General features: G+C 58.0%; 16 protein-coding genes. 4 read left to right on the forward strand and 12 right to left on the reverse strand.

Annotated elements, in window-relative coordinates; genetic code table 11:
* Positions 1 to 62: 62 nt before the first annotated feature.
* The 8 genes from tmk to argF all read right to left on the reverse strand — a co-directional run bounded on the left by tmk (position 63) and on the right by argF (position 11,591).
* Positions 63 to 680, reverse strand: a complete 618-nt coding sequence (gene tmk / locus C1711_RS04345; protein WP_234346230.1) for a dTMP kinase — start codon at positions 678 to 680, stop codon at positions 63 to 65.
* A gap of 75 nt (positions 681 to 755) precedes the next feature.
* On the reverse strand, positions 756 to 3,287 hold the full coding sequence (locus tag C1711_RS04350) for a DNA topoisomerase I (RefSeq protein ID WP_102337957.1): 2,532 nt from the start codon (positions 3,285 to 3,287) through the stop codon (positions 756 to 758).
* 502 nt (positions 3,288 to 3,789) lie between these two features.
* Positions 3,790 to 4,584, reverse strand: a complete 795-nt coding sequence (tatC, locus tag C1711_RS04355; RefSeq protein WP_199824838.1) for a twin-arginine translocase subunit TatC — start codon at positions 4,582 to 4,584, stop codon at positions 3,790 to 3,792.
* Positions 4,584 to 5,258, reverse strand: a complete 675-nt coding sequence (locus C1711_RS04360) for a Sec-independent protein translocase subunit TatA/TatB (RefSeq protein WP_102337958.1) — start codon at positions 5,256 to 5,258, stop codon at positions 4,584 to 4,586. The genes tatC and C1711_RS04360 overlap by 1 nt, the downstream gene beginning before the upstream one ends.
* Before the next feature lie 132 nt (positions 5,259 to 5,390).
* Positions 5,391 to 5,705 (reverse strand): STAS domain-containing protein, encoded by a 315-nt coding sequence (locus tag C1711_RS04365; RefSeq protein ID WP_102337959.1) that lies wholly within the window; start codon positions 5,703 to 5,705, stop codon positions 5,391 to 5,393.
* Positions 5,706 to 5,751: 46 nt separating this feature from the next.
* Positions 5,752 to 7,035 (reverse strand): aminotransferase class I/II-fold pyridoxal phosphate-dependent enzyme, encoded by a 1,284-nt coding sequence (locus C1711_RS04370; RefSeq protein ID WP_102337960.1) that lies wholly within the window; start codon positions 7,033 to 7,035, stop codon positions 5,752 to 5,754.
* Positions 7,036 to 7,804: 769 nt separating this feature from the next.
* Positions 7,805 to 9,829: a molecular chaperone HtpG gene (gene htpG / locus C1711_RS04375; protein ID WP_102337961.1), complete on the reverse strand. Its 2,025-nt coding sequence runs from the start codon at positions 9,827 to 9,829 to the stop codon at positions 7,805 to 7,807.
* 706 nt (positions 9,830 to 10,535) lie between these two features.
* Positions 10,536 to 11,591 carry an ornithine carbamoyltransferase gene (gene argF / locus C1711_RS04380; protein ID WP_102337962.1) on the reverse strand — a complete coding sequence of 352 codons (1,056 nt, stop codon included), beginning with the start codon at positions 11,589 to 11,591 and terminating at the stop codon, positions 10,536 to 10,538.
* Positions 11,592 to 11,840: 249 nt separating this feature from the next.
* Here argF and C1711_RS04385 point away from each other — a divergent pair, with 249 nt between their 5' ends.
* The 3 genes from C1711_RS04385 to aguA (C1711_RS04395) all read left to right on the forward strand — a co-directional run bounded on the left by C1711_RS04385 (position 11,841) and on the right by aguA (C1711_RS04395) (position 15,437).
* Positions 11,841 to 12,623: a MurR/RpiR family transcriptional regulator gene (locus C1711_RS04385; RefSeq protein WP_102337963.1), complete on the forward strand. Its 783-nt coding sequence runs from the start codon at positions 11,841 to 11,843 to the stop codon at positions 12,621 to 12,623.
* A gap of 324 nt (positions 12,624 to 12,947) precedes the next feature.
* A complete protein-coding gene (locus tag C1711_RS04390) occupies positions 12,948 to 14,312 on the forward strand; it encodes an APC family permease (protein ID WP_102337964.1) in 1,365 nt (454 codons plus the stop codon).
* 3 nt (positions 14,313 to 14,315) lie between these two features.
* Positions 14,316 to 15,437, forward strand: a complete 1,122-nt coding sequence (aguA, locus tag C1711_RS04395; RefSeq protein WP_102337965.1) for an agmatine deiminase — start codon at positions 14,316 to 14,318, stop codon at positions 15,435 to 15,437.
* 125 nt (positions 15,438 to 15,562) lie between these two features.
* Here the strand turns inward: aguA (C1711_RS04395) and C1711_RS04400 are convergent, their stop codons facing one another.
* Positions 15,563 to 16,363, reverse strand: coding sequence for a helix-turn-helix transcriptional regulator (locus C1711_RS04400; protein WP_102337966.1), 801 nt, complete (start codon positions 16,361 to 16,363; stop codon positions 15,563 to 15,565).
* 278 nt (positions 16,364 to 16,641) lie between these two features.
* On the opposite strand from C1711_RS04400, the gene aguA (C1711_RS04405) reads away from it, so the two are divergent.
* The gene (aguA, locus tag C1711_RS04405) at positions 16,642 to 17,763 is read left to right on the forward strand and encodes an agmatine deiminase (RefSeq protein WP_102337967.1); all 1,122 of its coding nucleotides are present in this window, start codon (positions 16,642 to 16,644) and stop codon (positions 17,761 to 17,763) included.
* 165 nt (positions 17,764 to 17,928) lie between these two features.
* Here the strand turns inward: aguA (C1711_RS04405) and C1711_RS04410 are convergent, their stop codons facing one another.
* The 3 genes from C1711_RS04410 to C1711_RS07920 form a co-directional block, all read right to left on the reverse strand.
* On the reverse strand, positions 17,929 to 20,115 hold the full coding sequence (locus tag C1711_RS04410; protein ID WP_102337968.1) for an ABC transporter permease: 2,187 nt from the start codon (positions 20,113 to 20,115) through the stop codon (positions 17,929 to 17,931).
* Entirely contained in the window at positions 20,105 to 20,902 is a 798-nt protein-coding gene (locus C1711_RS04415) for an ABC transporter ATP-binding protein (protein WP_102337969.1), read from the reverse strand. Before C1711_RS04415 ends, C1711_RS04410 begins: the two co-directional genes overlap by 11 nt.
* A gap of 177 nt (positions 20,903 to 21,079) precedes the next feature.
* Entirely contained in the window at positions 21,080 to 21,208 is a 129-nt protein-coding gene (locus tag C1711_RS07920; protein ID WP_267892298.1) for a hypothetical protein, read from the reverse strand.
* Positions 21,209 to 21,304: the final 96 nt, after the last annotated feature.

Genomic DNA, 21,304 nt, shown 5'->3' on the forward strand with positions numbered 1-21,304 from the left:
GTTACGCTGGCAGGTACTCGAACGGGCTTAGGTCCGTTTACATCAACAGGGCATATTGGGCGCTAAATCTTGATACCCGCACCGCGCACAACCTTCACCGTTTGCTCGAACACCGCTTCGATATCCTGCGCAGCATCAATGAGCTTCACGCGCTGCGGCTCCTCTAAAGCAAGCGTGCGAAAGCCCTCGGCAACCTTGCGCTGAAACTCCAAGCCTTTGAGCTCCAAGCGATCTTCCGCCTCACGTCCAGAGCGACGACGATACGCCTGCTCAACATCTAGGTCATACACCAGCGTGAGATCGGGATGGCATCCATCAACAGCGATGGCGTTGGCATGGGAAACCATAGTGCGGTCGAGCCCGTCGGCAAACGACTGGTAGGCGGTGGTGGAGTCGTAAAAACGGTCGCATACCACCGTGCGTCCGGCGGCCCGCGCAGGGGCAATGACCTCGTGCACGAGCTGGGCGCGAGCCGCCTCGTACAGCAGGAGCTCGCAAACGTCACCCATCTCTCCGTTTGACGGGTCGAGCAATACAGCGCGGATCTGCTCGGAGATCTTCACGCCACCTGGCTCGCGCAGGCGCAGCACGTCGTGACCCGCATCCTCGAGAGCACGCACCAACAGCTCCGCTTGGGTGGATTTACCGCAGCCATCGATCCCCTCAAGGGTGATAAACAAACCCTGATGCTCCTTTGACACGTATGAGTTCACGTAAACCGTCCCAATCCGATTCTTATTCGAAAGTAATGCGCGTTATGCCTTCTTCTTTGCAGCGGATTTCTTCGCCGTTGCCTTCTTGGCACCCGGCTTCTTTGCAGCCGTAGCCTTACCACGTCCACGTGCCGGCTTTTTCTCCTTGCTCGGGCAATCCATGTTCACGCAAATGCGCCATGGACCACGAGCCGTCTCGACCACGACCACGGGTGCGCCGCAATGCTCGCAAACCTCGCCAGTTGCCGAAAGCTTGCCGCGTGCGGGCAGCGGATAGCTCACGCCGCACTCTTCGTAGTTGGTGCAACGAATAAAACGCTTGCCGCTGCGCTCGCTCTTGTGAGCGATCAGGTCTCCATGTCGGCCCGCCTCGGCGCACACCGCGCACTCGCCCACTTTGAGATCGGGCTCGAAGTTGGTGGGACACTGCGGGTTCACGCACTGCTCATACGCCTTGCTGCGGAACGGCTGGCACTTGATGCGCGGTGCGCCGCATTCGGGACACACGGCGGCCTCGCCCTCAAGTGGGCTCACCTTCACACCGCTCGGCACGGGATACGTAACGTCGCACTCGGGCCAACCCATACAACCGATAAAGCTGCCACGCGTCTTGGCGGAAGTCTTCATCACGAGGTCCTTGCCGCACTTGGGGCACGCGCCCACGCGGGCATCCGCTGTCACGGCGTCGCTAATCGCCTCACCCAGATCGTCCTTGTGGGCAATCAAATCGTCGAGCATGCCGGCGAGCAGCGCACGCGAGTGCTCAACAACGTGATCCTGCGTATCCTTGCCCTCGGCAACCTGCGTCATGTCGTTATCAAGCTCAGCGGTCATGTCGGGCGTGGTAATGCGCGGCGCAAATTCGGAAAGCGCATCGATGATCGCCATGCCGAGCTGACTCGGCTCGATGGGGTCGTTCTTGAGATACTTCACCGCGTACAGGCGCTCGATGATGCTCGCACGCGTGGACTTGGTGCCCAGGCCACGCTTTTCCATCTCCTGCACGAGTTTGCCCTGACTGTAACGTGCGGGCGGCTCGGTCTGCTTGGCCTCGAGTTTGATGTCATGCACATCAACGACATCGCCCTCGGACAGCGCCGGCAGCTGCTCGTCACGCTTGAGACCATACGGATACGCCTCACGGAAGCCAGCATCGACCAGCACGTCGCCACTCGCGGTAAACGGCTCGCCCGCCACGTCGATGGAAAGCTTGGTGTTCTCGATGGTCGCCGGACCCATAAGCGTGGCCAAAAAGCGGCGCGCGATGAGGTCATAAAGCTTGCGATCCGCACCGGAGAGCGTGGTGGGATCGCCCTGGCCTGTGGGATGGATAGGCGGATGGTCGGTGGTCTCCACCTTGCCACGCGTGGGTGTGAGCGGACCGGCAAGCACCTTCTTGCACACGGGCGCCAACGCAGGCGATTCGGAAGCAAGGTCCTTCACGATGCCAGCAATGTCAAGACTCTTGGGATACACCGTGTTGTCGACACGCGGGTAGGAGATAAAGCCACTCATGTAGAGAGACTCGGCAATGCGCATGGTGCGCGCAGGTGAAATACCCTCAGCCGCAGCTGCAGCCTGCAGGGATGTGGTGTTGAACGGCACGGGTGGCGCCTGCTTACGAGAGCGCTTTGTCACCGTGGTAACCGTGCCCGTTTTTGCACCATCTACGTGCTTAAACGCCAATTCCGCAGCAGCCTTGTCAGAGAAGCGCCCCGCCGCATGGGAAATCTTGAACTCGTCATCGCCGTGAGCAGCCATGCCGCGAATGAGCCAGTAGTCCTCGGGGACAAACGCCAAACGCTCGCGCTCGCGCTCAACCACCAAAGCGAGCGTTGGCGTTTGCACGCGACCGGCAGAGCGGACGTTGCCAAAACCGCCAAACTTTGCAAGCGTGAGATAGCGCGTGAGAACTGCACCCCAAATGAGGTCGATATATTGGCGCGACTCTCCCGCATCGGCAAGGTTCTGGTCGAGCTCCACAAGGTTGGCAAAAGCCTCCGTTACTTCGCCTTTGATAAGCGCGGAATAACGAGCGCGACTCGCGGGCAAATCGGGAGCAACCTCGCGCACCATGTTGAGCGCGTCGGCACCGATAAGCTCGCCCTCACGGTCGAAGTCCGTAGCGATAACCACCGAGTCTGCCTTCTTGGCAAGGTTTTTGAGAACGCGAATAATCTCCTTCTCGGCGGGGAGCTTTACGATGGGGGCCCAGGTAAGATACGGCAGACTCTCGACCTTCCAGCCCTTAATGGAGATGCCGTTTGCCAGATACGGCTTGCGCTTGGTGTCATACGGCGGACGGGCAAGGCCATCCGGCACGTCAGCAGCTAGGACCTCCCCTTCCTCCGTTACGCTGTACCAGCCGTTTTTCTTGTCAAACAGAATCTCATCGGGGAAGTCGGGGGCAAGGATGTGACCGGCAAGACCCATCGAGACCCACTCCTCACCGTCAACGGTAAAGCGGTAGACCTGGGTGTTGTAAACCTTATCTGCCTTGGGTTTGCCGGTATCAGCCAAAAGCTGCGCGATTTTTTGCGCGGCGATGTTTTTCTCTGCGACGACGAGCTTCACGGATGCTCCTTCTAAGCCGGGAATCCGGCACTGTATATATAGTGTGCTGTCGGCTCACTATACACGAGTTACCATCGCTGCGCGAAATGACCATCGAGCACGCCGGGCCGCCCAACACGAATCCGAGATAAATCCGACACACTGGAACGCGCTTGTTCGACGTGTCAAACGAAAAAATAAATCCCTGTTGCAGCGCGCATTTGAAACCGGCGATTGCCATGTGCCCAACATTGAAACCAGGCCATTCGCATCGCGCTACGCGCCGCGGAGATACAGGTTCTTAAAAAATGACGGAAATGCATAATTCATCTTCGTATTCCCGAGTAGACGGCAATTTTGAACTGCAAAACCGCAGGTGAGAGGAGTATAGAATTCGCCTCTACTCGCTAGATCCGAAAAGATTTGCGCATTTCCGTCATTTTTGAAATGAAAGGCCGCTTGCATTCAAATGCAAGCGGCCTTTCATTCAACTTTGCACTCAACGGTGGCTCAATAACGAGCGCTACTCCTCATCGTCCTCGTCATCGAAGAACAGGCCCAGGCGGGACGTGGTAAGACCCTCTTTGCCGTCGCGCGCCAGCACCACAAAACGGGTGATGAACAGAGCGACTTCGTAGAGCGAGAGCATGACCGCATACATGAACATCAACGTGACCGGAGAGGCGTCGGGCGTGATGGACGCCGAGACCACGAGCATGATCACGTAAATGTAGCGCCAGGCAGCGCGGAACGAAGCATAGGGCACAATGTGGAATACAGCCAGGTAGAACACGATAAGCGGCAACTCGAACGCCACGCCGAAACCAATCATGAGCAGCATCTCGATGTTGAGGTAGTTCTCAAGATCGGGAAGTGCGGCGGCAATGGTGCTCGTCTCGTTAATCATCCACTCAAACGCAGCAGGAACAATGAAGAAGTAGCAGAAAATCGCACCGGCAAAGAAGAGCGCCGTTGCGATCAAAACCGTGGGCACCACCCATTTACGCTCGTTCGGCTTAAGCGCAGGAAGGAAGAACCCGAGAATCTGCCAGACGATCATGGGCGTGCACATGACAGCCGCGACCTTGACCGCCAAGCCAAACTTGATGGCAAAGCCGCCCAGCGACGACATGATGTACAAATCCGTGCCCTTGGGCAGGAACGGCATGATGGGGTCTTTGAGAATATCAACGAGCACCGGCGTAGCGAAATACATGAACACGGTGGCGATAATGATGGAGACGATCACGATGGTGAGGCGGCGGCGCAGCTCACCGAGGTGGTCCATAAGCGGCATTCGCGCAGGTCCGATGGGCATTACTGCTCACCCCCCTCTGCGGCGGGGTCGGTGGAGGCATCTTCTGCCTTCACACTCATATCTTCAGCAGTGGCGGTAGCAGAGGCGTCGTCCGCAACAGGGGCAGCCGTATCCTCAGCAACCTCTTCCGTCTTCGCCTTTGCCTGAGCAGCAGGATCGACGGCCCTGCGGCGGCGTCCGCTCCGGGCGTACAGGTCTTCGGTGGTGCGAATCACGGGCTGTTCCGCAACAGCGGGTTCAGGGGCATCCTCAACCTCGGGAGCAGTAGTTTCGCCCTCGACAGCAACCTCTTCTGCAGGCCCACCGGCAGCATCCGTAACATCAGTCGTCTTGGCGGCCTCTGCCTCGGCTTTCTCAGCCGCCAAACGAGCACGACGCTCGGCAAACGTCTCTTTACGAGCCGGCTCAGTAGCCGTGCCCTCACCTGCAGGCACATCGGCATCGGAGTCGTCATCGACGGCAACGCCCGCCTTCTTGGCACCTGACTGCGCAGCCGCAGCCATGGGATCGACGACCTCGGTCTGCACGACAGCGGTCAGCTTTTCCTGCGTCTCGCGGAACTGACGCAGCGCGCGACCGATGGTGCGCCCCATCTGGGGCAGCTTGTCGGGCCCAAACAGCAAAAAGCCGAAGACCAAAATGATGGCAAGCTCAGTTGAGCCAATTCCAAACACGAAACTCCTCCAAGACACATCACACGGGATACTGCGCGCTATGCGAACAAGTCGTCCGCAAAAGACGGCAATTGTAGAAGTATACCGCGCCGTCGTGCTTTATCAAACAAAAGCGACGGACTTGCATCTAATCTATGCTGCCGTGATATCGATGTCCTTATCGACACCGAGCAGTTGCGCCACGCGAACCACATTGGGCTGAGCGCCCGTGATGGCAAGACCCTTACCGTGCTCATCGGCGTGGTGTGCGGCACCGACCAATACGCCGATGCCCGTCGAGTCGATATAGGCGACGTTCGCAAAATCGAGCTCAACGCGCTCGGTGGGCTGCTCAAGCGCCAGATCGATGGCATTGCGAAGCTTGTCGGCGTTCGAAATGTCAATCTCACCTGTCACGCTAATCACATAGCACTCGGGATTGGGGTTGGTGGTGATCGTCAATTCCATGCGACATCTTTCCTCTCACATGTCACGTATGTCGTGGCGCGTCGCGTTAAGCGCGCTCTTCCTGGGCGAGCTCGGCGCTTACGAGCTTTACGGCCAGAACGAGCACATCGAGCGCGGCGGCAAGATCCTCAACGCTGGGATAGCTCGGGGCGATGCGAATGTTCGTATCCTGCGGATCATTCCCGCCCGGCCACGTTGCACCCGCGGGCGTAAGTACCACGCCGAGCTCCTTGCAAAGCGCTCCAACGCGCTTGGCAGAACCCGCCGGGCCATCGAAGCTCACGAAGTACCCGCCATGCGGATGCGTCCAAGTGGCGCAGCCCGTACCGGCAAGACCCTCGGTCAGCTTCTCCTCAACGCAGGCAAAACGCGGGCGCAGGAACTCCGCATGCTTTGCCATGTGCTCACGCACGGCGTCAAGCGTGGGCAAAAAGCGGGTGTGCATGAGCTGGTTGAGCTTGTTGGCCGAAATGAGACCGACCTTGAGAGTGTTAGCAACCTCGGCAACATTTGCGGGAGAAGAACCGAAGAACGCGATACCCGCGCCCGGGAACGTGATCTTGGACGTGGATGCAACGGCGAGGATGCGGTCCTCGTTGCCCGCCTCGCGCGCGTAGTCGAAGATGTTCGCCAGCTTGTCGGGCTCATCGCCAAAATCGTGTACCGCATAGGCGTTGTCCCACACAATACGGAAGTCCGGAGCAGCTTCCATGGTGGCAAGACGACGCACCGTGTCATCGGAATACGTGCAACCGGTGGGGTTGGAATACTTGGGGACACAGAACATACCCTTGATGGAAGGATCAGCGGCCACGAGGCGCTCGACTTCATCCATGTCGGGGCCGGTCTCGGTCATGCACACGGGAATGTTCTCGATGCCCAGATCCTGGGTAAGGCCAAAATGGCGATCGTAACCGGGCGATGGACAGAGCCACTTGACACTTTCGAGCTTGTGCCACGGCGTATTGCCAGGAACGCCCTTCTCCCAGTAGTGCACGATGACGTCCTGCATGATGTTCAGGCTCGAAGAGCCCAACACGATGGTCTGCTCAGGCGGCACGCCCAAGAACTCGCCTGCAAGCTTGCGTGCGGAGGGGATGCCCTCGAAGCAACCGTAATTTGAGCAGTCGACGCCCCCATCGGTAAGGTCGGAGTCGGAGGAGAGAAGATCGAGCATGGGGCGGGAGATGCCCACCTGCTCGGGAGACGGCTTGCCGCGGGCCATATCGAGCTTGAGACCGCGCGCCTTGACCTCGGCAACCTGGTCTTTCAAATCGGCGAGCGCGTTGGCGAGCTCGGTGTCGCTCATCTGCTGATACATAGTCTGCATGGCGGACCCTTTCGTACTGCGGGGAAGCGCGCCGCACGTTCATTCAAGTAGATGCGCGCGCATGTGCATGGAACAGTATATGCGGTTTTTATCCATTACGCAGGCAGAAGGGGTGCGCCGCAACCAGTCGAAAACCACATGACTTCCACCCTCCATAACTCCACGACAGACCCGCCACAGAAGCGCCATGGTAAACGGTCCGTTTCTTAAGGCATACGAAAAGTCGAGATCGGCGCTTACGGTTGAATTGGAACCATTTTTCCACCTCTACCTGCTCTTTCACGAAGAGGGCAAAGGCTCATAAGTCTTTCTTATGGGGTAATGAAGCGGTTTGCTGGCAATAATTGAATCAGCGCAACGGAGTACTTGCAGCGAACTTCAATGCGCATTGTATCGGTGGATGACGAGGAGGCCGAGGATGCATCCCTTAAAAGGTGCCTCACGCAACGGAAATTCCCGTCCGTATGCGTCATGTACGAACTCTTTCTCCTTCCCCCCTACACAGAGATTCGGTCTCCTCGATTCCACCACCGCCACCCGTTCAAGCGATCAGAAAACGAACCTTAAGCGATCGTTTGGCAACCTGCTCAATGCACTCAACATGGCAACACCGCAGTAAACCGGAACGTAACCGCAGCAGTGACGAACCACGACGAGCGCAAATCAACGCCAAGCTTTGAGCGACTCGGCAAGAGGGCCCCAACAGGGGCCCTCTTGTTGTTTCAGATTGCATTTAGATTCCAACGGCACTAAGGCAGCGTAAACCCACCTACATCAGATCGCAGATCGCGCTGGCGAACGCCACGGGGTCATCGGGCAAAATGCCCTCGACCAGCAGCGCCTGATCGTAGAGCAAACCGGCATAACGCGCCAGCTTGTCGGTGTCGCCCGCCTCCTGAGCGGCAACGAGCTTGGCAAACACCGCGTGCTTTGCGTTAAGCTCGAGCACACGCTGGGACTTGGGCATATCGCCCATCTCAGCCTCGGGACCACGCGCAAGCACCTTCTCCATCTCAAGCGACAGCGGGCCTTCGGTTGTGATGCACGCCGGCGCATCGGTGAGGAGGGCGGAAACCGCGACCTTCTCCACCTTATCGCCCAGGGCCTCCTTCATGGCATCGAACAAGTCGCCATGCTCCTTAGTAGCCTCCTCGGCATCCTTCTTCTCATCTTCGGTGGCGAGGTCGAGGTCGCCGGTGGCCACGTTCTTGAGCTCCAAAGAACGATCTTCGACCTCGGGCTCGGCGCCGTCCTCCACGGCCTTGGCCGCGGCCTCGCGGGCGGCATCGTCCTCATAGATCTTGGGCATGTTCTTGGCAGTGTAACCGCGCATGGCCTGGAAGGTGAACTCGTCCACGTCGGCCGTGAGCAGCAGCACGTCGTAGCCGCGGTCGAGCACGCCGCGCACCACCGGCATCTTGGCAAGGCGGTCGCGGTCGTCGCCGGCAGCATAGTAGATCGTCTGCTGGCCATCCTTCATGGCCTTGGCGTACTCGGCGAGCGTGATCATCTTGTTCTCACGGGCGCTCCAGAACAGCAGCAGGTCGGCGAGCTCGTCGGCCTTCATGCCGTAGCTCGAATAGATTCCGAACTTAAGACCGCGGCCGAAGTTCTCAAAGAACTTCTCGTATGCCTCGCGGTCGTTGTCGCGCATGTTCTCAAGCTCGCTTGTCACACGCTTTTCCACACGCTTGGCAATGGCCTTGAGCTGGCGATTGTGTTGCAACGTCTCGCGAGAGATGTTGAGCGACACGTCCTGGGAGTCGACCACGCCGCGCACGAAGTTGTAGTAATCGGGCAGCAAATCGGCACATTTTTCCATGATGAGCACGTTGGAACTGTACAGTGCGAGACCCTTTTCGTAGTCCTTGCTGTACAGGTCGAACGGAGCGCGTTGCGGGATGAACAGCAGCGCATCGTACTCGAGCGCGCCCTCGGCATGGAAGCTCACCGTGCGGGCAGGATCCTCAAAGTCGTGGAACGTGGACTTGTAGAACTCGGCATAGTCCTCATCCGACACATCGGAAGAACGCTTTTTCCAGATGGGCGTCATGGAGTTGATGGTTTCGAGCTCCTGATAGTCCTCGTATTCGGGCGTGTAGTCCTCCGGCGCGTCGGCAGGGCGCTCCTTCTCGCGGCTCTTGGTAACCATCATACGAACGGGATAGCGCACGTAGTTGCTATAGCGACGAATCAGGTTCTTGAGGCCCCACTCGGAAAGATAGGTGTCGTAGTTTTCACCCGGCTCACCGTTCTCGCCCGGCTCGTTCTCACGGATGGTCAAGATCACATCGGTACCGTGCTCCGAGCGCTCGCCGTCCTCGATGGTGTAGCCCTCAAGGCCGTCGGACTCCCACACATGTGCGACATCCTCGCCGAATGCACGGCTGACCACGCGCACCTTGGACGCAACCATGAACGCCGAGTAAAAGCCCACGCCAAACTGGCCGATGATGTCCACATCGCCGCCCTGGCTCTCGGCGTTTTCCTGCTTGAACTCCTGGCTGCCCGAGTGGGCGATGGTGCCTAGGTTCTTCTCAAGCTCATCGGCGGTCATACCGATGCCGTTATCGGAAACCGTGAGCGTGCGGGTGTCCTTATCAAAGCTCACATGAATTGCCAAGTCATCCTGATTGAGTTGAATGCTGGTATCGGACAGGCTCTTGAAGTTGAGCTTGTCCACCGCATCGGATGCGTTGGAGATCAGCTCACGCAGGAAGATCTCCTTGTTGGTGTAAATCGAGTTGATCATGAGATCGAGCAGCTTTTTGCTCTCTGTCTTGAACTTGCGCATGCGTCGCTTCTTCCTTTCCATTGCTCAAACTGAGCGCCTACGGGCTGTGGCGATGTCGCCACGTGCCATACGGCGCGCATCAGGTAACGAGAGCTATAGTACCCACATTTGCGCTCATAAAACCTAAGCGCCTAAGACTTAGATTTTTTTGACATTGCTCATATGCGAAGGAGCTCTTTGCGCACATGACGACTTGAGCACGAGGGGGCAGCACCCAAAACGCCCGATCGACACTACGCCACGACAACTTTTTTCTGAAATCACGCCAATTGTGGCAATTTTTGCCATATTTGCGTGCCGCACAGCGAGGCAACGATGGGAGTGATGGTGCAACCAAAGCATCGCTTACATCGTACAATTCCCGTTATCTGCGGTTTTATTAATCGGACATTGTTGTTATCAACAAAAGAGAGCATGCGAGCCAATATGAACGGGCCCTCAGGCATGCAAATCTGGCAAAAACTGCCAGATAACAACAGAATCGAGAAAAAACGGCGAATCCGCCGCGAAGGCCGCCGTGTTTCACGGGCGCACATCTAACAGGGTGCGTTCACCCAAAACATTGTCCTGATATCGGAAAGTGCGCTCCCCTACGATGTGGTGCTCCACATCAAACGCAAAAGCCCGGCTGCACAGAGCAACCGGACTTTTACCAATCGAAAGATAGGAGCTGCGCAAAGCGGAGGGAGCGACTTTCTACATCACCCTACTTGAGGGTCGTGTCCAGGAAGCTGCGGAGCTTGCCCTCGTTGTAGGCGATGAGCGTCTCGTCGGCCTCGCGCAGACGCGGATACAGGAACCAAGCGAGCAGACCGCGCTGGGTGTGCAAGCGGTTCTCGGCCTCCTGGAACACCAGGGAGCGCGTCGGGTGATCGAGGACCTCGCTCGTGATCTCGACCTCACGGTTGGCGGGCAGGCAGTGCAGGGCCTTGCAGTGGGCCGGAGCCTTCTCGAGCATCTCCATGTTGAGCTGGTACTTGGGCATGAAGGAGGCCATGCGGTCCTCTTCCTCGTCCTCGTAACCGTAGTAAGTCCAAACATCGGGCACGATGAAGTCGGCATCCTTGACAGCTGCATCGACGTCGTCGGTCACCACGAGGGTGCCGCCGGTCTCGGCCATCTTGGCACGGATCTTGGCCTGCTCCTGCTCGGACATGGAGTACTTCTTGGGGGAGCACACGGTGTAATGCAGGCCGAGGGTGGCGCACATGTGGCCGGTCTCCTTGCTCATGATGCCCGTGTCCTCGCGGGAGTCGCCCACGAACACAACGTTGATGTCCTCGAGCTTCTTGCCCTCGGGCAGATGCTCGCTCATGGTGAAGAAGTCGCAAACGCCCTGGGTGGGGTGGTTGTAGTAGGTCATGGCGTTGAACACCGGCACGGTGGCGTACTCGGCGAGGGCGAGCAGCTCCTCGTGCTCCTTGGCGCGCAGCATAATGCCGTGGGTCATGCTGGAGATAACGCGGGCGGTGTCGCGGATGGCCTCGTGGGAACCGAAGTGAATCTCGCCGGGCTTGAGGTACAGCGCGTGACCACCGAGGTCGGTCATAGCGGTCTCGAAGGAAACACGGGTGCGGGTGGAGGGCTCCTCGAAGATCATGGCAAGGGAAGCGCCCTTGAGGATCTTGGGAACAGCACCCTGCATGTCCATTTCCTTGAGCATGCGGATGGTCTCAAACAGGTCAAGCATCTCCTGCTTGGAGAGGTCGATGGTGTCGAGGAAGTGCTTAACCTCACCGTGGGTGCGCGTCATTGCAGTCATGGTCAAATCCTTTCTTGTTGACTGAGCGTCATCTTGACGGGGCGCTCCCCGGGCCCGGTTGCGCGACCACTCGCACGAACGTTGGGCCCGGACGCCAGGGTTTCGCTGCCCGTCCATTACGCTACGCATCCCCGCATCGCTTTTCTGCTGGAAGTGACAAGCTGTAAAACGCTGAAACAAAATTGGAGCGTGTTATACTTTTGTGAACGTTGTTACATCAACGAGCTGCGTCGTCGCAATGGAGCGGTTATGGGCTTTTTTGACCAAATCAACGAGCATGTACGCGATCTCAACACCAATGAACGCAAGGTGTTTGAATACGTGATCCACCATGCCAACCAAGTCCAAGATATGAGCATCCGCGAACTTGCCGCAAGTTGTTTTGTGTCCTCCACCACTATCCTGCGCTTTACCCGAAAGCTGGGGTTTAGCGGTTATCGCGAGTTTTCCGACTCCCTCAAGCTCGCCCAGCACACGGCGGCGCAAAGTAGCATCCCCTCGGTGCTGTACCAAAAAACGTTTTCAGAGGAATATCTCAAGGACATCATCGAAAGCGTGCGCGTGATTTCCAGCTCTTCCATTGAAAAGCTATGCGCGCGCATCGAGCAGGCTCACCGCGTGTACTGTTACGGCCTCAATCTCGACCATGAGATCGCGCGTTACATGTATCAGGTGTTGCTGCGTCTAGGGATTCCCGCCATGTTGCCGATGGAACGCCTGGAAAAGCGGCAAGCCATCGAGCGTATGCAAGACGACGACGTGCTCCTCGTGTTTTCGCTTTCGGGTGAGAACACCGAGGTCATCGAGTTCGTCGAGCGCGTCTTGTCCCTACACAGCCCCTGCGTCGCCACCATCACGCAATCGGGCAAGAACACGCTGATGGGCATGAGCGACTTCGACTTCTACGTCTTTTACAACCGCATCTCAATCGACGGCGAAGACCTGTCCTCGCGCGCACCGATGCTTTCGCTCGTCGATTACATCTCATATGGCCTGATAAAACGCCGGCAGAAAAGGGAACAGCAGGAGTAGTTGGTCTGACATATGTCGTCGCCCGCTCGGACAGTCCTGCTCGCACGAAGAGCCCACTGGGCTCTTCGGCTCGTGCGGAACTCGCATTCGACGATATATGTCAAGCCACAGCATCGCGCCAACTGACGTACCCGTGCATGTAACGATGTTCTACAAAATGTAACAGATTTCCAACTCGTTCCAGGGCGTAACGAGTTGTTACAGCCGCCGATTATCCATACACCTCCCTTTCATAATCAGGGGCGTCACATGGAAGGGGTGCAAGCCGCCCTCACGGGTAGTCCCTTCCATGAGGTAGGTCCATATAGGAAAGGGAAACAGAATATGGAAACAAAAAAGCTACGGCTCTTTGATGTGATTTGCCTGGCATTCGCATCGTTCTTCTCAATTGAGCTCGTCTCCTCCCAGGCATCGCTCGGCCCGTCGATGGTGTTCTGCATCATCGTCTTCGGCGGAATCTATCTGCTCCTGCACGGACTCATCTGCGCGGAGCTCGGCTCCACCTATCCCGACCAGGGCGGTTTGTATGTATGGACCGACAAGGCGTTCGGACCCAAGTGGGCTGCACGCAGCACGTGGTGGTATTGGGCAAACGTCATCTCGTTCGTCCCCTGCACGCTCGTGACCCTCATCATCGTGTTCCAGCAGGTGCTCGGCATCGAACTCTCCACCCTGACCGTAACGGTCCTGGCCATCATCGGCACCTGGCTCTCCGTTGGCCTGTGCTGCATGTCCCTGCAGGAGAGCAAGATCATCTCCAACCTCGGCTCCATCATGAAGCTCGTCGCCTGCCTCGCGCTCATCGGCGGCGGCATCTGGTGGCTCACCACCAACGGTAGTGCCAATGAGTTCACCGCCGAGACCATGATCCCCACCTTTGACCTGAACCTGCTCATGCTCGTTCCCGTGTACATCTACGGCCTCACCGGCATGGACCTCATTTCCTGCAACGCCGGTGAGATGGAGAACCCACGCCGCGACGTTCCGCGCGCCATGGCAGTCTCCGGCTTCGTATCCATCCTCGTGTACCTGCTCTCCGCCGTCGCCGTGCTGTTCGTTCTTCCCCAGGGTGGCATCGACGAGGCCTCGGGCATGATCGACGCCCTGCTGGTCATCTACGGCGGCAGCAAGATTGCCGTGGGCCTCATCACCATCGCGCTGCTGATGGTCTACATCAGCTACATCTTCTCCTGGGCCATCGGCGGCAACTCCGTGGCGCTCGAAGCCGGCGAGGCGGGCGAGTTCCCCAAGATCTTCGCCAAGACCAACAAGGCTCACGCCCCGGTTGGCCCCGCAGTCCTCATGGGCATCGCCTCCACCGTGCTCATGCTCGTGTACGGCTTTACCGCCGGCTCCGGCAGCGACCTGTTCTGGACCCTGCTCGCTTTCACGTCCATCATCTTCTTCTTCCCCTACATCGTCCTGTCCTTCGTCCTCATCAAGCTGCGCAAAGACGATCCCGAGGTCGAGCGTCCGTTCGCCATCCCCGGCAAGGTCCTGCCGACCGTGGTCGCCGTGATTCACGCCGTGCTGCTTACGTTCGCCGTCATCGGCTTCACCATCCCACCTGAGGGCGAGGATCCCATGACGTACCTCATCGTTGTGGTGGGCGGCGTCATCATTACCCAGATCATCGGTGAACTTGTCATTAACCACGCAGCAAAAACCGCTGCTGAGGAAGAGGAGTAATCCATGAAATCCCTGACCACCACCCCCAAGGCTGACGGCTTCCGTATGCCGGCCGAGTTTGAGCCGCATGAGCGCACGTGGATGATCTGGCCCCAGCGCCGCGACACGTTCCGCTATGGCGCCAAGCTCGCACAGAAGCAGTTCCTGCAGTTTGCCCGCGCCATCTCCGAGTTCGAACCCGTCACCATCGGCGTTTCTGACGAGCAGTACGAGGTTGCCTACCGCGCAGCCGGCGACTTCGCCCAGATCGTCGAGCTCTCCAACGACGACTTCTGGATTCGCGACACCGGTGCCACCTTCGTGACCAACGGCAAAGAGCTCCGCGGCGTGGACTGGTCCTTCAACGCCTGGGGCGGCCTGGTGGACGGCCTGTACTTCCCGTGGGACAAGGACGACCGTGTTGCCTCCAAGATGTGCAATATGGTTGGCTGCGACCGCTATCGTCTGGACGACTTCATCCTCGAGGGCGGCTCCATCCACGTCGACGGCGAGGGCACCCTTGTGGTGACCGAGTGCTGTCTACTCTCCGAGGGACGCAACGCCTCCTTTGGCGAATATGAGGCCTTCTCCGATGAGCTCAAGCAGCACATCGAGAACACGCTCAAGGAGTATCTGAACGTCGAAAAGGTCATTTGGATGAAGGAAGGCATCTACGAGGACGAGACCAACGGCCACGTGGATAACATCTTCAACTTCACCGCTCCCGGCGAGTGCGTCCTGGCTTGGACCGACGACCCCGAGGATCCCCAGTATGCGATCAGCCACGATTGCTACGAGACCCTCTCGAACGCCACCGACGCCAAGGGCCGCAAGCTCAAGATCCGCAAGCTGCACATCCCCGATCCCATCCTGCTCACGCAGGAGGAGCACGACGGCATGGATGACGTGTGCGAGTTCTGGCCTCCCGCGGTTGGTTCGCGCCTCCCTGCCTCCTATGTGAACTTCTACACCTGCAACGGCGGCGTGGTCTTCCCGCTGTTCGACGACGAGAAGTACGACGCCGAGGCCGAGGCGGTCCTCAAGGAGGCCTTCCCCGATCGCAAGGTCGTCGGCGTGCCCTGCCATGAGATGTTCCTCGGCGGCGGCAACATCCACTGCGCCACCCAGCAGCAGCCCGCGGTGTAACCCCACACGCCACCAACCGCAAAAGGCGTGTTCCGATCGGTGCGCGCCTTTTGTTTTGGCGAAACTTTTCTTTTGGAGAAACGGCAGCTTAAACGGACTGGACGACCGCCGCGCGGACCTTCCCGTCAATCCTCGGGCGCGTACACTACCTGCGCAAATTGGACACGATTTTGCACGCTGAGCTTGCGATAGAGCGCGTTGATGTGCTTCTTGACCGTCGACTCTGAAATGAACAGCGTCCGCGCGATGTCCTGGTTAGTTGCGCCGCCTGCCATGAGGTTCAAAACCTCCTGCTCGCGCCCCGTAATGCCGTGCTCGCGTGCGAGCTGCTCCAGTGCATTCGCCTCGCCAGCTGTAGTAAACCCATGCGGCCACAGCAACGCAAAGTGAACACCCAAGTGCTTGCCAACCTGCGCCAATATCGCCACGTCTTCCTCGGAAAAATCGCCGTCCTCACGCGACCTGAACAGCGTGACCGTGCCGTAAATCACACCATTTTGGACGATGGTGCATCCCATGCCGTAGTACAGGCCCAAGGGCTCCATCCACTCACGGTAGATCGACGTGGTGTCCCGCAAGGTTGGTGCAATGACATCAAGGTCGCGATAGACGATCGCATGATCGGGCGTAAATCCCCACGCCGTGTAATCCTGCGCCGCATAAGTGCGGTAGTACTCTTCAAGCGCGGAATCGGAGATGCCCAGCGCTTCGGGGCTGAAGCACTCCACACGCCCTTCGCGCTCGCGGCACAGGTCAAACATCGACGTCTGATGCGGAATGATCGCCTTGAGCCGCTCAAGTATCCCCTTTTGCAAGCTCGAACACACGCGCTCGCCGTGCAGCCAAAGCGCCATCTCGTTGACGAGCTCCCACTGCTCGGCACGCAAGACGGACTGGGCCGCGTCAATGTTTTCCGTTGGCTCCATGTGTTCGCCCCACCTCAACAGCTCCGCCTGCTTTGGACAGCAGTTCAACCCCGCTTAATCGCGGCTTTCTTTGAGTATAGCCCCACGCGTAAAATTCAATCATTCATCTAGAACTTTTGGTCAAAACTGCGGAACAAACGGGTGCGGAAAGACCATCTCGTTCAATTGCCGCGACCGTTGGGATGGCGGATTATGGACACTGTAGGGAAGGCTTACGTTCGCTCAAAACGAACGCCACGGTCTTCCGGGAACTCAAGACCTCGTGAAAAGGAGCGAGCATGAGCACTGTCTACCAATCCCAATCCACGCCCAAGGCCGACGGCTTCTACATGCCAGGCGAATACGAGGAGCAGGAGCGCACCTGGATTCTGTGGCCGCACCGCTCCGATGTGTGGCGCGGTGGCGCCAAGCCGGCGCAGAAGGTCTTTGCCGAGATCATCCGCACCGTTGCTCGCTTCCAGCCCATCACCGTCGGCGTGAACTCCGAGGACTATCCGGCCGTGTGTGAGATGTTCGACTCCGAGGAAAACGTCCGCGTGCTGCTCATGGAGTACAACGACTCCTGGATCCGCGACCCGGGTCCCGCGTTCCTCGTCAATGACAACGGCGAAGTCGCCCTGTCGCACTTCCACTTCAACGCATATGGCGGCTTCATCGACGGCCTGTATTTCCCGTGGGATAAGGACGCTTCACTCGGCATGCAGATCAGCCAGATCGAAGGCGTGCGCCGCTATCGTCCCGAGGACTACATCCTCGAGGGCGGATCGTTCAACTGCGACGGCCAGGGAACCGTGGTGACCACCGAAATGTGCCTCCTCAACGAGGACCGCAACCCGCAGTACACCAAGGAGCAGATTGAAGAGCTCCTGGGCGAGTACCTGGGCATTGAGAAGGTCATTTGGATCAAGGACGGCATCGATCCGTACGAGACCAACGGCCACGTGGACGACGTTGCGTGCTTCAGCGCCCCCGGCGAGGTGTGCTGCATGTGGACCGACGACCCCAACCACAAGTTCTATAGGGAGTGCCAGGACGCATACAAGACGCTGTCCGAGGCAACGGACGCACGCGGTCGCAAGCTCAAGATTCACAAGGTGATTATGCCGAGCGAGTCGGTGTACATGACCGAGGAAGAGGCTTCGACCATCGCCCTCGTTGAGGGAAGCCTGCCCCGCACGCCCGAGGATGCCTTCGAGCCGAGCTACCTGAACTTCCTGCCTATCAACGGCGCCGTACTCGTTCCCCAGTTCGGCGATGTCAACGACGCCCAGGCCCTCGAGGACATCAAGGCTGCTTACCCCGACCGTGAGGTCATCGGCATCATGACGCGCGAAATCATCTACGGCGGCGGCAACATCCACTGCATCACCCAGCAGCAGCCCAAGGCACGCGTTAAGTAACGTAGTGCGGAGCTAACGCACAGACGCTTCGGAAGCGAATAGTCCCCCGGTTGAATGCTCAGCCGGGGGATTTTTTACTGGCCTAATTTAGCGGGCAGCTCGCTGGACGACTCGCAACGCGACGATAGGAGCAGCGAAGCCTTCTACCGGCTCCTACACCGATCCTTACGCCGCATGTCGCAAACTGATGGCGTCGCGCACGATGCCCTTGCTCATAGCGTAGGCAACCAAAAAGTACCCGCCATAGGAAAGCAGGAAGATCGCACAGGTCATACCCACCGTTCCGCCAATAGACAGACCGCCGAACAGCTCCACAATCTCAATGACCACCCGAAGCGCCACAAGAGAATGGGCGATGCCGACCACCAGCGGAGCGCAGAAGAAGATGGCCTGCTGCACCAACACGGAATGCATGATTTCTCGACGCGCAGTACCCAACTCGGACAAAATACGACAGTTCTTCCCAGAGTCCGCAACGCCCGAGAGCTGCTGAATGGACAGAATAGCTGCGCAGGCAACGACCAACACGAATCCGATGTAGATTGCAAGATAGCTGACAAGGCCATTCATGTTATTGGCACCCTCATACGCTTCGAGACGCGTATTTTCGACGCCCCATAGACCATACACCTTGCCCTCGGAAGTGCTCGGATCGTTATATTCGCGCTTTTCCTGCACATACTGCTCTGCCTCCCCATAAGGCAGGCCCTTCTTATAGTCGACAAGCAGGTCGCTCACGTACAGCGGCAGATTGCATGCATCGACGACCTCATCGGGAACCACGATGGTGCCGGAGTTACCTCCCATGCCGGAAATCATAAACGCGCTTGCCTCTATATCAACCTGGTCCGCCTTGGGATGCAGTTGGAAGGTGCCCATTTCGAGCAAGGTGCCTTTATGCATGACTTGATCGTATATCCCAGTGATAGTAGAGCCCATATCACATGTGAGCAGGTAACCATCCGAACCCAAATCAACCGTATCCATGCCGCGAAATTTCAGGTACTCGTTGTAATTGCTCTCTTTGATAACCATCAAACCCATCGTGTTTGAATCGGCGTTTTCCATACCGACGGGCAGCGGCAAATCCGCAGCCAGGCATAAGTCGTTCAGTGAGATGAGCGGTTCGGAAGAATCGTCGGGAGTCGAATCGTAGAAGTTGGTCTGAACGTGCTTGCTCGCAATACGCGACAGGTCAAACGGTTCCCCTGTCGATACGATTGTATTATTCGCACTCTCCTTAAATAGGTCGACCGGCTCGCTCACCGTGGTCTCCCCCTCGTCAGCCGCGATTCTTCCTATGGAGTCCTCGCCGCTTGAAGGCGCGCGATAGTAGATGAGCGTGCAACAATAATCCGCCGGGGTCCAGCGCTCCAGGTTCGAATTCATCGCACTGGCGATTGACATGCCGCCCGTCACGCTCGTGATGGCGAGGAACAAAATCATGGCGATAACGGCCATCGAGAAGCTCACCGTGTTGACCTTGGCAGAAAGCTGTCGCATCGTCACCATATTCAATCCGCGCCAATACAACGCGCGCACGCTCTGAAGAACCTTAAGTAAGAAGCCCGAAAGGCCAAAGAAGAACAAGATCGTGCCGATCGTCACCATAAGCGTGGTGATCCAAAAGTCCAACATTTTGGTATCGAGTTCTTCAGGCACGGCATCAACAGGTAAGCCGTCGCGCAGCAGGCGATAATACGCCACGCCGATGAGCACGACCCCCGCCATAAAAAGAAGGGCCGAAATCCACGGATTGCGAACCTTGATGAGCTCGTTTTGGCGCTCGGCATGCATAAGGTCGATGATCTTGGCGCGACGCACCACACGCAGGTTAAACAGAAGCGTGACCAGGAAAATCGTTACCAGACAGCCCGCCGTCCACAAAAACGCATCCACGGAAAAGAAGAAATGGAAGCCCGAGATTTGCGCCTTGAACAGCGATGCCGTAAAGAACGTCATAAGCCAGGAAAGCGCGACGCCAAACGCGATGCCAAGCACGAGCGCGCAGCCCGACACGATGGCGGTTTCGAGCGCCATGATACGCGAAACTTGTCCACGGCTCATGCCAAGCACCTGGTACAAGCCGAATTCCTTTTTGCGGCGCTTCATGATGAAGTTATTTGCGTACACCATCAAGAAGCCCATCACTAGCGCCAGGAACACCGTAAGGCCGCGGATGATGCCCCCGAGAAGTTCGGAGAGCCCTTGCTCCATCGTCGCAAAATCAATTTGGATCGAAACCGTGTTAAAGGCGTAGAACACGATGACGGCGAGAGTGAGCGTAAGCAGGTAAACCAGGTAATCGTGGCCTGCGCGGCGCACGTTGCCCCATGCGAGTTTACAAAGCATCGGAACCCTCACCGCCCATCATCGCAACAACTTCCATAATGCGGTCAAAGAACTCGCGGCGCGAGGTCGACCCGCGCCTGAGCTCGGTGAACAGGCGCCCGTCGCGGATGAACAACACGCGGTTGGAATAACTCGCCGCAAAGCTGTCGTGAGTGACCATGAGGACCGTAGCCTGGTAGCGCTGGTTCATGGTCTCAAAGCTCTCAAGAAGGAGTCGCGCGTTCTTGGAGTCGAGTGCGCCCGTGGGCTCATCGGCCATGATGATTGCAGGGTCGGTAACGAGGGCTCGCGCCGCCGCAACGCGCTGCTGCTGACCACCGGAAAGCTGATAGGGATATTTGCCCAGCACTCCCGTGATGTTGAGGCGCTGCGCCACCTGCTCCACGCGGTCGAGCGTTTGCGCCGCAGGAACGCGAGCAATGGTGAGCGGCAGCGCGATGTTCTCACGAGCGGTGAGCGTGTCGAGCAGGTTGGAGTCCTGGAAGATAAAGCCGAGCTGTTCGCGGCGGAATCGGGTGAGCCTGTCGGACTTCATGCGCGTGACATCCGCCCCGTTGATGAGCACGCTGCCACTCGTAACCGAGTCGATGGTGCTCACGCAGTTGAGCAGCGTGGACTTGCCGGAGCCTGATGCGCCCATGATGCCCACAAACTCGCCCTTTTCCACCGTGAACGACACGTCGGTGAGTGCGCGGGTCACATTGCTGCGCCCGCCGTACACCTTCTCGACATGCTGTGCGGCAAGCACCGGCGCGGTGCTGCCCAAACCCGAAATACCCTGCGTCATGTTTTCCCTCATTTCACGTTGTTGATAGCAAGATACCCTGCTTCGACCTGCTTTGTTCGTTCGTCTTCGCCCGTTGTTGCTCGGCATCGTTCGTATTGCGCATTGCTCGCAATTCGACGAGCGGTTCGCACTCGCCAAGTTCAGCGCATGCGCCTCCATGCGATAGAGACTGGGTCGTCAATTGGAGAAAATCGCCAGCAGAGCAATCATTCCCGAGCCCATAAGGGCCATGATTCCCAACCAAACAGTCATCTCAACCTGGCCCATGTTCGCCTGCACGATGTTTTGATCCATGATGTCCTTCATGATGTGCTCCTTTCGCCTACTCCACCGTTGAGCGGAGTTTGAATTCCTCGACTCGTATACTCGCAGGAACACATCGGGACAACCATCGATTTGGCT

The organism is Collinsella provencensis (assembly GCF_900199705.1).
Classification (GTDB): domain Bacteria; phylum Actinomycetota; class Coriobacteriia; order Coriobacteriales; family Coriobacteriaceae; genus Collinsella; species Collinsella provencensis.

Coding starts and splice junctions, on each gene's coding strand:
- C1711_RS04390 (WP_102337964.1), top strand. CDS start 12,948: ATGGAAACAAAAAAGCTACGGCTCTTTGATGTGATTTGCCTGGCATTC.
- C1711_RS04400 (WP_102337966.1), bottom strand. CDS start 16,363: ATGGAGCCAACGGAAAACATTGACGCGGCCCAGTCCGTCTTGCGTGCC.
- C1711_RS04365 (WP_102337959.1), bottom strand. CDS start 5,705: ATGGAATTGACGATCACCACCAACCCCAATCCCGAGTGCTATGTGATT.
- C1711_RS07920 (WP_267892298.1), bottom strand. CDS start 21,208: ATGAAGGACATCATGGATCAAAACATCGTGCAGGCGAACATGGGCCAG.
- C1711_RS04410 (WP_102337968.1), bottom strand. CDS start 20,115: ATGCTTTGTAAACTCGCATGGGGCAACGTGCGCCGCGCAGGCCACGAT.
- C1711_RS04385 (WP_102337963.1), top strand. CDS start 11,841: ATGGGCTTTTTTGACCAAATCAACGAGCATGTACGCGATCTCAACACC.
- C1711_RS04370 (WP_102337960.1), bottom strand. CDS start 7,035: ATGCAGACTATGTATCAGCAGATGAGCGACACCGAGCTCGCCAACGCG.
- aguA (WP_102337965.1), top strand. CDS start 14,316: ATGAAATCCCTGACCACCACCCCCAAGGCTGACGGCTTCCGTATGCCG.
- tatC (WP_199824838.1), bottom strand. CDS start 4,584: ATGCCCATCGGACCTGCGCGAATGCCGCTTATGGACCACCTCGGTGAG.
- htpG (WP_102337961.1), bottom strand. CDS start 9,829: ATGCGCAAGTTCAAGACAGAGAGCAAAAAGCTGCTCGATCTCATGATC.
- aguA (WP_102337967.1), top strand. CDS start 16,642: ATGAGCACTGTCTACCAATCCCAATCCACGCCCAAGGCCGACGGCTTC.
- argF (WP_102337962.1), bottom strand. CDS start 11,591: ATGACTGCAATGACGCGCACCCACGGTGAGGTTAAGCACTTCCTCGAC.
- C1711_RS04415 (WP_102337969.1), bottom strand. CDS start 20,902: ATGACGCAGGGTATTTCGGGTTTGGGCAGCACCGCGCCGGTGCTTGCC.